This window comes from Enterobacter cloacae, assembly GCF_013375935.1.
Taxonomy (GTDB): Bacteria; Pseudomonadota; Gammaproteobacteria; order Enterobacterales; family Enterobacteriaceae; genus Enterobacter; species Enterobacter pasteurii.
In genome coordinates, this window is sequence record NZ_CP056117.1 from 4,582,896 (window position 1) to 4,598,323 (window position 15,428).

A 15,428-nucleotide genomic window follows, 5' to 3' on the forward strand; every position below is an offset into this window, starting at 1 on the left:
GGGAGGTTTATTTGCAATTTGACTACATCATTATCGGGGCCGGCTCCGCCGGCAACGTACTGGCAACACGACTGACCGAAGATCCGAACACCACCGTGCTGCTGCTGGAGGCAGGCGGGCCGGATTACCGCTTTGACTTCCGCACCCAGATGCCCGCCGCGCTGGCGTTCCCGCTTCAGGGCAAGCGCTACAACTGGGCCTATGAAACCCAGCCTGAGCCGCATATGAACAACCGCCGCATGGAGTGCGGACGCGGAAAAGGGCTGGGCGGCTCCTCGCTGATCAACGGCATGTGCTACGTGCGCGGCAACGCGATGGATCTGGACAGCTGGGCTAAAGAGCCGGGCCTGGAGCACTGGAGCTACCTCAACTGCCTGCCCTACTACCGCAAGGCAGAGACGCGCGACGTGGGCCCGAACGACTACCACGGCGGCGACGGTCCGGTGAGCGTCACTACCTCTAAACCGGGCGTAAACCCGCTGTTCGAAGCGATGGTGGAAGCGGGCGTGCAGGCGGGTTATCCGCGCACCGACGATCTGAACGGCTACCAGCAGGAAGGCTTCGGCCCGATGGACCGCACGGTCACGCCGCAGGGCCGACGCGCCAGCACCGCGCGCGGCTATCTGGACCAGGCGAAACCGCGCCCGAACCTGACCATCCGCACCCACGCCATGACCGATCGCATTCTTTTTGACGGCAAGCGCGCGGTGGGCGTCGAGTGGCTGGAGGGCGAAAGCACCATCCCGTCCAACGCGACGGCGAAAAAAGAGGTGCTGCTGTGCGCCGGCGCCATTGCCTCTCCGCAGATCCTCCAGCGTTCCGGCGTGGGCAACGCCGAACTGCTTAAGCAGTTTGATATCCCGCTGGTGCATGATTTACCCGGCGTGGGCGAAAACCTGCAGGATCACCTGGAGATGTACCTTCAGTATGAATGTAAAGAGCCGGTCTCCCTCTACCCTGCCCTGCAGTGGTGGAACCAGCCGAAGATTGGCGCGGAGTGGCTGTTTGGCGGCACCGGGGTGGGTGCGAGCAACCACTTCGAGGCGGGCGGGTTTATCCGCAGCCGCGAGGAGTTCGAGTGGCCGAACATTCAGTACCACTTCCTGCCGGTGGCGATTAACTACAACGGCTCAAACGCGGTGAAGGAGCACGGCTTCCAGTGCCACGTCGGCTCCATGCGCTCGCCGAGCCGCGGGCACGTGCGCATCACGTCGCGCGATCCGCACCAGCATCCGGCAATCCTGTTCAACTATATGTCCCACGAGCAGGACTGGCAGGAGTTCCGCGACGCGATCCGCATCACCCGCGAAATCATGCACCAGCCCGCGCTGGACAAGTACCGCGGTCGCGAAATCAGCCCGGGCATCGACTGCCAGACGGATGAACAGCTGGACGAGTTTGTGCGTAATCACGCCGAAACCGCTTTCCACCCGTGCGGCACCTGCAGGATGGGTTACGACGAGATGGCGGTGGTCGACGGCGAAGGCCGCGTTCACGGGCTGGAGGGATTACGCGTGGTGGATGCGTCGATTATGCCGCAGATTATTACCGGCAACCTGAACGCCACTACCATCATGATTGGTGAGAAGATTGCCGACGCGATCCGCGGGCGCGAGCCGCTGGCGAAGAGTACGGCGGCGTATTATGTGGCGAACGGCGCGCCGGTTCGCCGCTAAGGCATTATCCCTCTCCCCGGTGGGGAGAGGGAAAGGCGATCACCCTTCCGGCATTGCGGAGGAGTGGTGAGAGGAAATTTTCCACGCTTTTCCGTCCCACGCATAGGTGAAGGTATAGCGTGCCGTCACGGACGATTTATCGGCGAAGGTAAAGGTATACGTACCCGTATCAATGGCTTTATTGCAGCCCAGACGAATTGTGCGGGTATCTATTTTGCCGAACGGCTTCTTCTTCAGAAAATCCTGGAAGTAATCCACGCGCTCCTGGTCGGTCAGCCGGACCTGATTCGAAATTGTCGGCAGCAGAACCGCATCGCTCAGGTAATTCTCCGCAACCTTATGGGCATCTCCCGTCTGAAGCGAGGCATTCCATTTATCAAAGAGCGCTTCAATTTGCTGATTATCAGCCTTTACGCAGTCGGGCGCGGTCGCGGCAACAGCAGAAGACGAGGCAAGGCCGAGAAGTACAGTAAGAGAGACTAACTTTTTCATAAACCATTTTCCTTATGTGGTTTTGTTCCTGTGAAGCGCACTATCCCGATTATCCCGCTGCGTGACAATCCCCATTACTTATTATTACGATTTTTACAAAATGCCGATAAATGGCGGATATTTCTACTGCCGCGTTAACCCGCCACAATAAAAATATATTAAAAACATGAAGTTAAATTGTAATGTAATATTCATGAGCGCTTACAGGCTGAATTATTTTGTTACCGTTAATTTCAACAAACAACAAATGTTGAAAATACAACTTTTTGTTTAAGTAATATCATTGCCTCCTACTCGCCAGGCGCTATTGAGAGGATCGCATTATGCTGAACAGTAAGTTATGTCTGAACGTCTCCCTTATTATCCTGAGCCTGCTACTCAGCGGCTGCGTAATCGGGGAACATCACTCAACCGAGCACCATCGTTCGGATCATCATCCCTGGCACCATGAATCCTCCCGCGCGCACGGCTGGCATGATTTTCATGGCCATCATGGCCATCACGGACGCCATTAATCCCCCCCGGCAGGCACGTACGGTTTCAGGCGGTGTTTTATAATGAATGACTCCCGTACGTGGCTCGTCCTGTAATGAGAATGAAGACAACCGCATGACAACTTTTCGCGTCAGGGACATTTTTATCCTGGGTTTTCTTAACTTCGCGCTGTTTGTCGGGGCGGGTAACATCATTTTCCCCCCCTTAATCGGCTTACAGGCGGGAACCTCAATCTGGTATGCCGCAACGGGATTTTTGATTACGGGTGTCGGATTGCCGGTTCTTACCGCGATTGCCATGGCGAAAGCAGGCGGATCGCTTTCGGCCATCACCAGCCCAACGGGGCGCCTCTGCAGTCTGGCACTGACCGTTACCTGTTATCTCTGTATCGGGCCGATCTTCGCTATTCCACGTACCGCCACCGTTTCATACGAACTGGCATTGCAGCATTATCATTTGAGTAAAAGCGGGTTGGCCCTGTGGAGCGTTCTCTTCTTCAGCCTGGTGATTCTGGTATCGCTTTATCCAGGACGCCTTCTCGATACCGTAGGGAAGTTTTTATCCCCCCTGAAAATCATCGCCCTGCTGGTACTGACGTTCACGGCCATACTCGTCCCGGCAGGCGTTCCGATGCCGCCACAGGGGCTATACGCTACTTCGCCCTTTTCTCAGGGGATCACCAATGGCTATCTGACGATGGATACGCTGGCAGCTTTGGTCTTTGGTTTGGTAATTGTCAGAGCCATCCAGTCCAGAGGCGTGACCTCTCCCGGCCTTATCACCCGATACGCCTTGTATTCCGGGCTGATTGCAGGCGTGGGGCTGGTGGTGGTCTATGCAGGCTTGTTCCGCCTTGGGCTGAGCAGCAGCGGGCTGACTGAAGGCGCAACAAATGGAGCCCAGGTGCTCAGCGCCTATGTGCATTACAGCTATGGACCTGCCGGAGATCTGTTTCTGGGCGTGCTGATGACCCTTGCCTGCCTGGTCACGGCTATCGGGCTGACGTCTGCCTGTGGAGCCTGGTTCAGCGATCGCACCCGCTTCAGCTATCGAACCTGTATCTGGTTTTTTTCCATCGCCTCCATGCTGATATCCAATATCGGGCTGACTCAGCTAATCGCCTTATCTGTACCGATTTTGACGGCGATTTATCCGGTATTTATCGTGCTTATTCTGACCTTTTTCTTACGGTCATCATTCCGCTCTGCGACGCTGGTGATTGTGCCTGCGGCATTTGTCACCTTTCTTTTTGGTCTGGCAGACGCGCTTAACGCCGTGGGGGGACCATTGTGGCTGAACGCGCTGAGCAGCAGGATGCCGCTTCACGGTCAGGGGCTAGCCTGGCTGCTGCCTGCCGCAGGCACACTTTCGTTAACGTTCGTTATTGACCATATACGGTATAAACAACAAGCCTGTTAACAGGACATTGAGGAATCGAGATGTTTGAAGATAATCAAAAAAAACTCTATATCATTGTTAACCGCACGCAGGATCCGGCACTGCTTCTGAATGCCACCGCCCATCTGGCCGCCGGGATCATGCGAAAGGCGGATGACGTGCTCTTTCATGATTACCCAAACGATGAAAGTCATCTGAATGCTTACCTTAGCCATTATCCGGTTGTCATCCTACAGGCAAAAAACAGCAATCAGCTTAAGACAGCGGCGCTGAAGTGTCAGGAAACGGGGATAATGCTTAACTTCTTTACCACCACGATGCTGGGTAAGTCCTCTGAAGCCCAGATCCAGGCAACCAAAGCCGCCTCCCTGGAAGAGCTGGAGTTTGTGGCCATTGCGCTTTATGGGGATGCAGAAACAATTGCGCCCGTCACAAAAAAATTCTCCGTGTTTCGGCAGGCCTGATAACTTTTCCGCATCATATTTTCTTCCCTCCCCCCCACCGCCACGCAATGAATCGGCATTTTGCGCACCTGACAGGGTGCGCTGGCTCACACAAAATTAAACATTGAGTTTAAATTACAACTTAATGTTGATAGAATTTTCTTACACGATTGGGTAAACCGAAGTAATACGAAGCAGGCAGATGAATGAATAGCTACGTTTTTCTTTTATTATCAATAGCATGTGAAGTTATTGCGACAACTGCATTAAAATTATCCGACAGTTTTACTCGTTTATGGCCTTCCCTTATAACCGTGATTTTCTATATTGCGGCCTTCTGGTCGTTAACCATACCGATGAGAACAATACCCACGGGAATTATCTATGCGATATGGTCAGGAGCCGGAATCGTGCTGATTAGCCTTGCGGGATGGATTATATATGGCCAAAAGCTGGATATAGCTGCCGTGGCAGGAATGGCTCTTATTATTGCCGGCGTGGTGGTGATAAATCTTTTTTCGAAAACGGCAGGACACTGAAGAGTTGCTCTATCGCTTCAGATTTCAAGTCACCGGTACAATTTATGATCAAAAATCTTTTAATCTGTTTCGCTGTGTTTCTTGTTCTCCTGCTAACGCTTGAAATTCTTTATATCGAAAAGCGTCATGTTAATTTTTTTCGTGATGGGGTAAGAAACGTTGAGGAAGTCTTGTCCTTGTGGGAAGAGCATTAACCGTACTGATATACACTGTATGAACAGCTCTTTTTCTACAAAATGTTCAAATATCTAATTTTATTCAAATTCAATGCAATGTTCGATTAATGTAAATTATTGCCTTCATATTTGACAGCTGATTAATTAGGTGCTTGTCAATGTTAATCTGATGGATAGGCAATAACTATTATGTACTCTTTACGGAGGTAGCTAAACTGCATTTAGAGTATATTATTTGTTAAAAAGGTAAATGAGTGGAAACAACTAAATTATGGATTTCATTAGGCACTATTGTCAGCCCTATTACTGGAACGTTTTTCACTAAAATAGTCACACAACATAATCATAAATACCTGCTCTGGTATAAGGGCGACTATCTTATCAAACCGGGTGATAAAATTAAGGTTAGTAACAACGGTTTTGTCGTTTCCGGGCAATTGCGCTCGGTGAACATTATCCAGATTGATAAATATAGTCCGACCCTCTGGCGGGTAATGCACAATATGTCCAGCTGTCCTGGTGACAGAGAACCTGAAAATCCATATTGTTCGTCGACGACCCGATGCATTTTCAAGTCCTGCCCTCACGGCAAAACACGTCTGAACGTACAAAATCGCTGAGAGCAGCATTACCTGAGCCTCTTTCTTAAGAGGCTTTCAGACGTTAATCTATTACCAGAATAAAAAGCTTAGATTCGTTGATATTCAGACAAAAAAACTCAGTCTTTTCTCTCCGACTAACGTAACTCTCTACCACTAAACTCACTACTTAGATATAAAAACTCAGCATTTAACACCACCCGAACAAATCAACCCCTTATTTTCATCCAACCACCTCCTGCAAAATACAATAATCCGGGAAAACACGTCACACATTGCCCTCTTTATTAATTGATTTTAGAATTCGTCATACAAAAAATCACTTTAAAATAGATAAAGAGGCAACTGAAATGCGTCTGGCATCATGCGCTGTTGCGTTAGTTATTATCGCTTCATTAGCGGGCTGTAAATCTGAAGAGGGAAAAGCCTTTATTGGCAACTGGATTGAGGATTCAAATTCAAAAACTCCCGCCAAAATAACCATATCTGAGGATAAGTCTGGAGACAATCATCTCTTTGCAGTGAAAATAACTGACCTGATATGGGATAAAGAAACGGGAATTCATTACAATACGAAGAAAATAAAAGCCATGGCAAACAAAGAACATTTTTTGTCAGCTTACAACGGCGATAACTTCATCATCTTTGACGATCGCCTAATCTATAACGGCGATCGTTATAAAAGAGTTGAATAGTGCTCTTTCTGAGGCGCTGAATCGCCCCCAGCTACGTCAACAGGCGTAGCGATTGAGGGGCGAACAAGTATTGTAGCGTTAAAAATCACAGAATTGTGAAACAACAGTTTATGACTAATGCATTCATATTATGCCAATTGATTTAATTCTAATGTTTTAAAAATAAGTTACCGTATAGACTAATTTCCCGTTCGCCTTGCCCGCCGTCACACGATCTTCCGTCTGAATATACCTTGCCGAGAGAGGGATAGTTACACTGCTGGCACCATCAGCGGTGAAAGTTCCGGATAAACTGCTGCTGAAATCAATAACGTGTGAATCAGCCGATGTTGTATCACCGGAACTGAGTTGAATGCCGATCCCCGTGGCGGCAGTGGGATCGCTGGTATCAACAGACATAATGCCGTTGGCTGAGTCCAGCACTGAACTGACGGGAGACAATGAAACTGCCCATGTATTCCACTGCATGGTAGAGGAATCCGAACTATTATCATCTGACCAATAACTACTTAAATTACTCCCACTAAATACTCCACAGTTAGTCAACGTAATGTTTGCCGCAATCCATGGCGAGGAACTCCCTTTGACATTAAAGCGCTTTGTGGACCATTGCCCTAATGAAACGCTGAAATCAGGGGTCGTGCAGGTTGGCAGGGTTACGTTAATCGCCCCCGAAAAATTCAGGGTATAGAGCAGAATATTGCTTTCTTGTCTTCCCAGCGCTGCCGTAAACGTAGGCAGGTTACCGGCGTTGATAACCCCTGCACTAATCGGACCCGTTTTTACCAGTGCTATATATGCTCGGGCATATTCACCGGGGTCAGTACAACTTTTATTACTTGCAGCACAGTTGGTACCAACAATGCCCGGAGCGGGTATACGAGAACTCATCATTGTTATTGTCACGCCAATACCAGCTACGCCTGTTTCGTATATATGCCCGTCCCAGGAATCTGGCCCTCTCCAGTCTTCAGGGGAAATAATGCTACCGGTCCAGGAAGAGAGTGGCATCGGAACGTTTAGCAAAGACATAACATATAACCAGGTAGCATTATTATCACAATTCACCGTAGCACTTGCATAGCTTGGCAAATATTTCTGTTGATAAATGATGGTCCCGTCAGGTATATCATTGCTCACCGAAATGGTTGATAAATTAAGCGGCATCGTCACGCTACTGGCTGTTTTAAATACAGAAGCGCTGTCGAGCGTACACGTTACCGCCAGGACTGTTTTTGAAATAGTCACCAGACACAAAAAAACAGTCATTCTAATCCAACCAAATGTCTTCATCCCTCGCCCTTATATTAGCCAAATGTTTTTCGATACATTTTATAGGTCGAACCCACTTTAAAAAGTTCAGCATCCGACTTTATATTAAGCTTATCCATCAGGCGTCTTTTATAGGTGCTGATTGTTTTCACTGACAAACCATAATATCTTGACATATTATAAGGAGTTAAACCAAGCAAAAACCACGACAGCACGTTCAGCTCCTGTTTTGAAAGCTTCATACTTTTCCTGGTTTGAACAAGATTGGTCTTTCTTTCATAATGCCGATTTATCCCCAGGACCAGAAAATCTTGCATCTCACTGGCATTTAACCTGGTCGTTAAATAATCCCACCTTTTTTCAAGGCAAAAAATCCTGACCAACGACTCCATATCCGGCCCGGCCATAATCATATTTTGCTCATCAGCCGTATGCATCCATTTAACTATCTCATCGGAACGGATTTTGCACAGCATATATTTCTCTGTTAAAAAGGGATGCGAGGCGATTATCTCCACCATTGCTGAAAAGAAAAATTCATTATCGGTAAATACACAGACTAAAACTTTCATTATCTTCCTGACGTTATTGCGTCGTTTAATTACAGATTGCGTCGAAGGTCAGCAATTTTTTTCCCGCCGTGGACGGGAGTGAATAATTCATTTTGCAGCGGGACGCTGCGCTGTCCGCCCAGCGAAGCTCCAGCACGCCACTTTGCTGCGTAAGGCGGGCATACAGGCGGCTCCCCTGCCCGACGTATCCCACAGTCTGATTACTGGCATTGATGGCACGGGCAGAAAAAGGCACACCTTCACCGTTGTTCCGGCGTACCGTCACCAGCACCGGCACGCCCTCAGCGGCGCGATATTTGACCTTCACCACGGCTCCCGCGTACGGGATCACCTGTTGGCTGGTGCTGTCGAGATCCAGGTCATCCTCTACCGAGGCGGTATCTATCGACACGCTGTTTTTCTGATAGGGCATCAGGTTTGGCACCAGCGCATAACCCGAACCGTTAACGCGCGTACCGGCATAGCCCGGTATATCAGCGCCTTCCGCCCCCTTCGCCTCAACCAGCGCGAAGGTATTGCCTGTCCATGGAGAGAAAGTGATTCCGCCAGAATGCGCCACCGTGGTACCGCTCATCCCAACCGAGCCGCTTTTCCACGCGTTGCCCTGGGCATAGTTTGCCGTAAGCGTGGAAACCGGCCCGGTCCAGGCTCCACCAATTTGTCCCGAATCCCCTGCCTGATGCTGATGTGATGCCCCGGCATTCCAGCTAAACTGCTGTCGCTCACCTGCGCTGCCGGAAAGCGCAATCTGCTCGCTGAAATGTCCCTGGCCGTCTCGTGAAATCTGTCCGGTAAGCAGCGGCGCGGAAGTTCCTCCCAGCGGCATGTTGAAGCTCAGCGTCCAGGTGTTTTGAAACACGCCTCCCGCCGTGCGGCTACGGTTAACGCCAAGGCTCCAGTTCATTTTGCCTGTTGCCAGGGAATAGCCAGCCTGATACTGCTGGTCGTGGCCTTTTCGTCCCCAGTAATCCTGTAGAATACCGGTCACATACAGCTGCCCCCAGTTATCGGGGAGCCCCTGGTTGAGGGTTAGCGTCACCCTGTTGCGTGTTTTACCTGTCCGCCAGCTTGCCGTCTCCCCCGGATGCCGCTGACGCAGGAGTGAGGCGTCGGTCAGCGAAAGATAATTTCCCGTCGAGTATCGCCAGGTAGCCAGTGAGAGCTGCGTTCTGCTTGCCGGTATAAATTTGCTGTAGCTCACCCTGATACTTTCACCCCGCAGCGTCTTATCGCTTAACCGGGTTTGTGACCAGGTGGTGTCGATTGACATCGCCCCGACAGGCGTCCCCACGGCAAGACCTGCCTGCATGGCCTTATAAAACGCGGTAGCCTGGATCCCTCCCGAGCCGGTAAGGCTGTTTGTCAGCCCCCGCTGATACGTCACTTCACCAAATGCCGGTCGTTCGCGAAGATAGTCCCCCCTCAGCCTGCCCGCCGTCGCGCTGTAACGGTTGGTTCCCGGGCGCAGAAGCTGTGCAACCGATGCATAGGGGACGTCAAAAAAATGTAGCGAGCCATCCGCCTCACGTACCGTGACGTTCAGATCGCCGCCATATCCGCTCGGATACAGATCGTTGATAACAAATGCTCCGGGCGAGACTGACGCTTCATAAATCAGTTTTCCGTTCTGATGAACCATTACCTTCGCACTGGTTTGCGCCACGCCGCGGATTTCCGGCGCGTAGCCCCGCCGGGAGGCGGGCAGCATCCTGTCATCGCTCGCTACCGAAGCCCCCGTGAACGCCACAGAATCAAATAGCTGCCCGGAGGTGTTCGATTCACCTAACGTCAGGTTCCCCTCAATACCCGCCAGCGGATGCTGAACGTAGCTGTTGAGCACCATATATTTTTTCTGCTGCATGCCATTTTGCTGCTGCCAGCTTAACGTCCCGTTATGGCGAAAATACCAGGATCCGATATTCAGCCCGCCATTCAGCGCCGCATACAGGTTGTTATATTCTCCACTGCTATTTTCACTGCGGTAGCCATTCACGTTATAGCCCAGTAACAGCGCGGGGATCCCGGCATCCCAGAGTGCCGGGTTTACGGCGTCGCGCGCGGCATGGCTCAGCATGGCCTGAGGAATACTGATATCAAGCCGCTGTCTGCCGCCGTTAAATTCCAGATGACTTTCAGGCATAACCGCATGCAAATCGCACCATTGCCCTGAGCTATTTGCACACAGTTTGCTTTCTTTTAACTGCAACCCTGCCACGGTAGCGGGCGACAAAAGAATACGCTGAGAGGCGGCGCCTTTTCCGCTAATACGAATGTCATCGATCATGATGAGCTTATCGTTCAGATAAATATCAGCCCGGTACCGGCCAGCCGGCAGGCCGTTGTTCATATAGGCCGACAGATCGACGTTTTCCGGATGTGCGATGCGCAAAAAATTACTGTCAAACTGTATGTCATCATCAGCCTGAGCTCCGGAAGAGAAAAACAGAGCAGAAATAACCCCGTAAGCCACGGTTGAAAGCGCAGGCCATACCGATAATCTCCTCTTCATAACATCCGAATCCTGTGAATTAATTTTTCAGGAAGCCGCTTGCGGAACGTTCAGCGCCATAATCATTGATGTAGGTCCAGCTGACGTCCCCGCTACTGGAGAGAAGCTGTCCGCTTTTTATGGTGAAGATTTTTTTGCCCCAGGCGGGCACTACATCTCCGGTAGCCTTCCACCTGCCGGAGGCCACGCCTGCCAGGGAAACGTTCCATGGGGTGTTATTTTTTGCCTCCAGCTGAGTGGAGGATATTTTTCGCCAGCTAAGCTGCTGAGCTGCGGCCTCGGGTTTTCCGACAAGCCCTTCAGGGCGATAAAACAATTTAATGCGTGTCCGGAATGCCATTTGCAGTTTATTTACTGCCGCTTTATTAACCGCCGGGATTTCCAGAACGTTTATCCAGAAAACCGATTCCCGATCCTGAGGTAGCGTATTCTCCAGAGCAGAGATGCGTAATGATTGCCCCTGTTGCGAATTAATTCTGGCTATAGGCGGCGTTATAATAAAAGGTATATTGAGTATATCGGGCGATGAATGAATATCGCCGTCATCGATCCAGTTTTGCGTCAGCACCGGCTGCGCACCATGATTTTTAACTTCCAGCGCTATCTCTTTTTTGCCCTGCGGATAGATAACGCGCGTTCCGGAAAGCGAGACCGCTGCCGCTGCAATATAGCTAAAAAACCACAGTAAAATAAACGTACCGAGTAATTTAAATTTCATACCTTTCCATTTTGGTAAAAAACGGCCTGATTACTCAGGCCGACGACAGACCTCAAGAAGAACACTCCCTGTTTAATTATTGTTATATCCGTACCTTACAAATAGATCAGAGATAAATAATGCTGTACGTTACTGAGCTGGCTACGGCTCCGGACGTCGCCGCCCCGGTAGCATAATAGCGGACGGCATAATTCAGCGTGCCGGTACCGGAAGACGCATCTATAGTGGTGCCGGACGTGGACTGTGAAGCATAGTCACCCGCCATAATGACGGAACTGTTGTCATCCACATCAAGCAGCTCTAGCTCCACGTTTGTCGCCCCCGCTGTATCCGAGTTGTTTAAGCGGCCGGTGCTGTTAACCTGTCCCCCCGCCTCAAAAAAAGCGCGGGTTTTGGTATTGGCAGGATCGCAGCCGGTTAAATTAATCGTGAATGTGGTTGCCCCCGCGGTCGCCCCCGCCGTTTTTAACGCTGATGCTGGTACGGCGGGCAAGGTTACCGTTGCATCGGCAGTACCGTTATTTACCACAGCCGCGCAGGTTTCACTGTTTACCGAACCGGTAAAGCTGATCGTGCCTGAACTCGCGGCATGGGCGAGCGTGCCAGTAAAAACAAAAGAGCATAACGCCAGAAAGACTTTAACATTTTCAGACATATGTATATCTCATTAAATAAGAGTTTAGCTGCTTACACAGTTAATATGCATCATCATTAATATCGGCTTGCGTAATAAAGAAAACCTTCACTTTTTCCAGCGAATAGGTCTTGCCTTTATTCGACTGAATAAATTCGTAAGGGATCCCCAGCGTAAACAGGCTCAGTTTAAGCTGTCCTATTGCATGCCACAGCTGTCTGCTGGATGATTTAAGGCCATACTTTTCCCATACCTGATGCAATAATTCATCACGGCTGACCTCTTTACGAACAGCATGTTCCAGAAGATAAGTAAAAAGATTCATTTTTGTTTTCTGAAACCGCATCCTTCCCTTTTGGGGCACCTGCGGATTATCGAACCATCCAACGAGCAATGTTTCCCGGTTAATCCAGAGTCGGGATCCGTTATTAAATTCCACAATATAACCGCTACACGCGGCCTGAAAGGCGACAAGTTCCTTATTCTTTTCTATACCAACACCTCCCAGAGCTGCCTTTAGGATTAATACCACTCGCAATGTGAGGTTATATTGTGTTTAGTAACGATAAATGTGTCAATCAGTGAAAAAATCAATCTCTTAAACCGCACAACACGCAAAAAAGCAGTGATACATGCTGCTTAAAGCACTCGGCGCATACAAAAAAACCACCCCCACCAGTAATTCCACAGTTTATAAATGATAATGTTGAATTGTAATAAGCGATCAACTTGTGAGTTTTTTTGTCTAAAAAAATATTTTTTTTAGAAGTTTATACCGGAAGCGCAAAAGCGTAACGACATAAAGGATAGTGATTATGTTTTTGTCAGGATGCATTTTTTATATTCGTCGCATCTTACACAACGAAAACAGACGGACTTCAGGCAGAAAAGATGCGGAAGAGTTGATAAACGTAGTTACTGATGCAAAGCAAAATGACCGAGCAAACCAGACCTCGTTCCGTCCACCTGACCCATCTGGTGTTTTTTTGACGAACAGTGTTCATATAACCCCCTTGACGACTGCCAGTAGGGCAACACTATCAACACCAAAACAGATAATCAACTTTTTGTTGAATTAATGCCGCTGCAGATCTGATTAAGGCACCCGCAACCGGTGCCTCAAATGTCATTCGTCAGGAGTGCTCATCTGCTTACGCAGGGTGCAATTACCCGGCCAAGCTCTTCATTAGTCTGCTTTGACCCCGAGATAAGCGTAATATCCAGAAAGCTGGCCCCTGTGGTATGCGTCATATCAACCTGGGCAATCAGCCGGTTCCCCTCAGAGATATCAAAAAAGTTAGGCGTGTCCCGCTCGGGGAAGATGTACTCCACCTCATAGCCTTCGGCGCCGAGCGCGCTTCGCATACAGTGATATCGTCCGTCCAGACCGGGATGCGATGAAACGGTAAAAGGTTTATAGGTGGTCGCATCGCCAAAAGGACGCACCAGCTGGCATGCCGTGAGGAGCGTTACGGCAACAATCACAGTTAAAAATTTCATTTTATCCTTTAAGCATTAAGCAGTTACGGTCAATTCAACCGGTTGGTTCGGCATAAAATGTACCCGCACACGCCGCCTTTATCAACTTTTTGTTGATAATTAAACACTATCGATATACTTTAACGCTACCAGGACTCTCGCTTGCGGCAAAAAGGCCGGGTAAGGAAAGTAGCGAGGATTTAAACAGGACATCTGACCATGCAGAACATACAGGAACAACGATGAAATCAGATTACGCAAAACAGATTGAACTGATTTCCGGGCCGCTGGAAGCGGCAATGGAAGCTCTTGCAGGTACGCTGTCGGCGAACCAGGAGATAGTCCTGCACAACCTCACCACGCCCGATCGGTCCGTAATAAAGATTGTCAACGGGCACGTCAGCGGCAGAAAAGCGGGTGACAATCTGTTATCCGGTCCTGAAAAAGACAAAGGATTTGCCCTGTTGCTTAAAAAAAGCGAGGACAGCACCCCGGTAACGGTAAAAAATTATAAAACCGTCACGGCGTCCGGACGGACCCTCAACAGCGCCTCGACAATTTACTATAGTGAGGAAGGGGTACCGCTGATGGCCTTTTGCATCAATATCGATACCTCGCCTTACGACCAAATGCGCAAGTGCCTCGACGCGATAACGGGCGGCCCACTTCCCGATTCAGACCCGCAGGATATGAACCTGGGGGGCATCATTGAGCAGTCAATCCAGGAAATCATCGATAAACATTCGGTCCCGGGCAAAAAGGTACAGAAAGCGCAGCGGCTTAAAATAGTCGCTGAAATGCACGCTAAAGGCATTTTCAAAATGCGGGGTGGCGTCCAGCACGCGGCGCAGGCCCTGGGCGTGACCCGCTATACGGTTTATAACGATCTTGAGGTGATGGGTGAAAAATAACAGTCCCCGACGCATTCCGTTTTACCAGGTAGACGCCTTCTCTGACGGCCCCTTTACGGGGAATCCCGCGGCCGTCTGCCTGCTGGACGCCTGGCCGGAGGAGCTTGTTCTCCAGCGCATCGCTACCGAAAACAACCTTTCCGAGACCGCGTTTGTGGTTCCACAGGATGACGGCTTCGCGCTTCGCTGGTTCACCCCCGCGGTAGAGGTGGATCTCTGCGGCCATGCGACGCTTGCCGCCGCGAGCGTTCTCTTTAGCCGTGACGACGCCTGCAACAGCGTGCGTTTCTTCACCCGCAGCGGCGAGCTGACCGTGACCTCACACGATGGGCAATACACGCTCGATTTCCCCCAGGCGATCCCGTCCCGGATCGCCGCCCCGGAAGGGTTGTTTAAGGCGCTTGGGCTGGAGGAAAACGCCGGTGAAACCTGGCTGGCGTCCGATCTTATCGTGGTTATCGATGATGAGGACAGGCTGGATGCCCTGAAGCCTGATTTTTCCGCGCTGGAAAAGTTTAACGCGCGCGGTGTGGTGGTCACTGCCGCCTCACGCACCTTCGATTTTCGCTCACGCTGGTTCGGCCCTCAGGTGGGGGTAAATGAAGATCCGGTGACGGGTTCGGCTCACACCTTTCTGGCACCGCTGTGGAGTGAAAAACTCTCGAAGAAGAGGTTACGCGCGCAACAGGGCGGAAGCCGTAAAGGCGAACTGATTTGCCACGTTAAGGATAACGGGCGTATCGAACTCTCGGGCAAAGCGTGCCTGATGATTGAAGGAACCTTTATTCTGTAAGCACACGGATGTGAAGCCTAAACGCGG

17 protein-coding genes are annotated in these 15,428 nt (G+C 50.3%); 9 read left to right on the plus strand and 8 right to left on the minus strand.

Annotated elements, in window-relative coordinates:
* The first annotated feature begins 11 nt into the window (after positions 1–11).
* The gene (betA, locus tag HWQ14_RS21545) at positions 12–1,676 is read left to right on the plus strand and encodes a choline dehydrogenase (protein WP_176610945.1); all 1,665 of its coding nucleotides are present in this window, start codon (positions 12–14) and stop codon (positions 1,674–1,676) included.
* 39 nt (positions 1,677–1,715) lie between these two features.
* Here betA and HWQ14_RS21550 read toward each other — a convergent pair whose 3' ends face one another.
* The gene (locus HWQ14_RS21550) at positions 1,716–2,168 is read right to left on the minus strand and encodes an SgcJ/EcaC family oxidoreductase (protein ID WP_176610946.1); all 453 of its coding nucleotides are present in this window, start codon (positions 2,166–2,168) and stop codon (positions 1,716–1,718) included.
* 323 nt (positions 2,169–2,491) lie between these two features.
* On the opposite strand from HWQ14_RS21550, the gene HWQ14_RS21555 reads away from it, so the two are divergent.
* The 6 genes from HWQ14_RS21555 (at position 2,492) to HWQ14_RS21580 (ending at position 6,513) form a co-directional block, all read left to right on the plus strand.
* Positions 2,492–2,683 carry a hypothetical protein gene (locus tag HWQ14_RS21555; RefSeq protein ID WP_148419325.1) on the plus strand — a complete coding sequence of 64 codons (192 nt, stop codon included), beginning with the start codon at positions 2,492–2,494 and terminating at the stop codon, positions 2,681–2,683.
* A gap of 94 nt (positions 2,684–2,777) precedes the next feature.
* Entirely contained in the window at positions 2,778–4,082 is a 1,305-nt protein-coding gene (gene brnQ / locus HWQ14_RS21560; protein WP_176610947.1) for a branched-chain amino acid transport system II carrier protein, read from the plus strand.
* Between the two features lie 20 nt (positions 4,083–4,102).
* Positions 4,103–4,525: a DUF2000 domain-containing protein gene (locus HWQ14_RS21565; RefSeq protein ID WP_176610948.1), complete on the plus strand. Its 423-nt coding sequence runs from the start codon at positions 4,103–4,105 to the stop codon at positions 4,523–4,525.
* 185 nt (positions 4,526–4,710) lie between these two features.
* On the plus strand, positions 4,711–5,043 hold the full coding sequence (locus HWQ14_RS21570) for an SMR family transporter (RefSeq protein ID WP_148419331.1): 333 nt from the start codon (positions 4,711–4,713) through the stop codon (positions 5,041–5,043).
* Between the two features lie 430 nt (positions 5,044–5,473).
* Positions 5,474–5,839: a hypothetical protein gene (locus tag HWQ14_RS21575; protein ID WP_176610949.1), complete on the plus strand. Its 366-nt coding sequence runs from the start codon at positions 5,474–5,476 to the stop codon at positions 5,837–5,839.
* Between the two features lie 329 nt (positions 5,840–6,168).
* A complete protein-coding gene (locus HWQ14_RS21580) occupies positions 6,169–6,513 on the plus strand; it encodes a hypothetical protein (RefSeq protein ID WP_176610950.1) in 345 nt (114 codons plus the stop codon).
* 156 nt (positions 6,514–6,669) lie between these two features.
* On the opposite strand, the gene HWQ14_RS21585 is transcribed toward HWQ14_RS21580, so the two are convergent.
* From HWQ14_RS21585 to HWQ14_RS21615, 7 genes are all read right to left on the minus strand, one after another.
* Positions 6,670–7,806 carry a fimbrial protein gene (locus tag HWQ14_RS21585; protein ID WP_176610951.1) on the minus strand — a complete coding sequence of 379 codons (1,137 nt, stop codon included), beginning with the start codon at positions 7,804–7,806 and terminating at the stop codon, positions 6,670–6,672.
* A 14-nt stretch (positions 7,807–7,820) separates the two neighbouring features.
* A complete protein-coding gene (locus HWQ14_RS21590; protein WP_176610952.1) occupies positions 7,821–8,357 on the minus strand; it encodes a helix-turn-helix transcriptional regulator in 537 nt (178 codons plus the stop codon).
* Positions 8,358–8,382: 25 nt separating this feature from the next.
* Entirely contained in the window at positions 8,383–10,866 is a 2,484-nt protein-coding gene (locus HWQ14_RS21595; protein ID WP_274857452.1) for a fimbria/pilus outer membrane usher protein, read from the minus strand.
* Between the two features lie 19 nt (positions 10,867–10,885).
* A complete protein-coding gene (locus HWQ14_RS21600; RefSeq protein ID WP_176610954.1) occupies positions 10,886–11,584 on the minus strand; it encodes a fimbrial biogenesis chaperone in 699 nt (232 codons plus the stop codon).
* A 106-nt stretch (positions 11,585–11,690) separates the two neighbouring features.
* Complete coding sequence (locus tag HWQ14_RS21605) at positions 11,691–12,239, minus strand: fimbrial protein (RefSeq protein WP_176610955.1); 549 nt, start codon at positions 12,237–12,239, stop codon at positions 11,691–11,693.
* A gap of 40 nt (positions 12,240–12,279) precedes the next feature.
* Positions 12,280–12,657: a hypothetical protein gene (locus tag HWQ14_RS21610; protein WP_176610956.1), complete on the minus strand. Its 378-nt coding sequence runs from the start codon at positions 12,655–12,657 to the stop codon at positions 12,280–12,282.
* Positions 12,658–13,361: 704 nt separating this feature from the next.
* Positions 13,362–13,718, minus strand: a complete 357-nt coding sequence (locus HWQ14_RS21615) for a hypothetical protein (RefSeq protein ID WP_176610957.1) — start codon at positions 13,716–13,718, stop codon at positions 13,362–13,364.
* Between the two features lie 221 nt (positions 13,719–13,939).
* Between HWQ14_RS21615 and HWQ14_RS21620 the strand changes: the two genes are divergently transcribed.
* On the plus strand, positions 13,940–14,608 hold the full coding sequence (locus HWQ14_RS21620) for a helix-turn-helix transcriptional regulator (RefSeq protein WP_148419337.1): 669 nt from the start codon (positions 13,940–13,942) through the stop codon (positions 14,606–14,608).
* Entirely contained in the window at positions 14,598–15,401 is an 804-nt protein-coding gene (locus HWQ14_RS21625; RefSeq protein WP_148419339.1) for a PhzF family phenazine biosynthesis protein, read from the plus strand. The genes HWQ14_RS21620 and HWQ14_RS21625 overlap by 11 nt, the downstream gene beginning before the upstream one ends.
* Positions 15,402–15,428 lie beyond the last annotated feature (27 nt).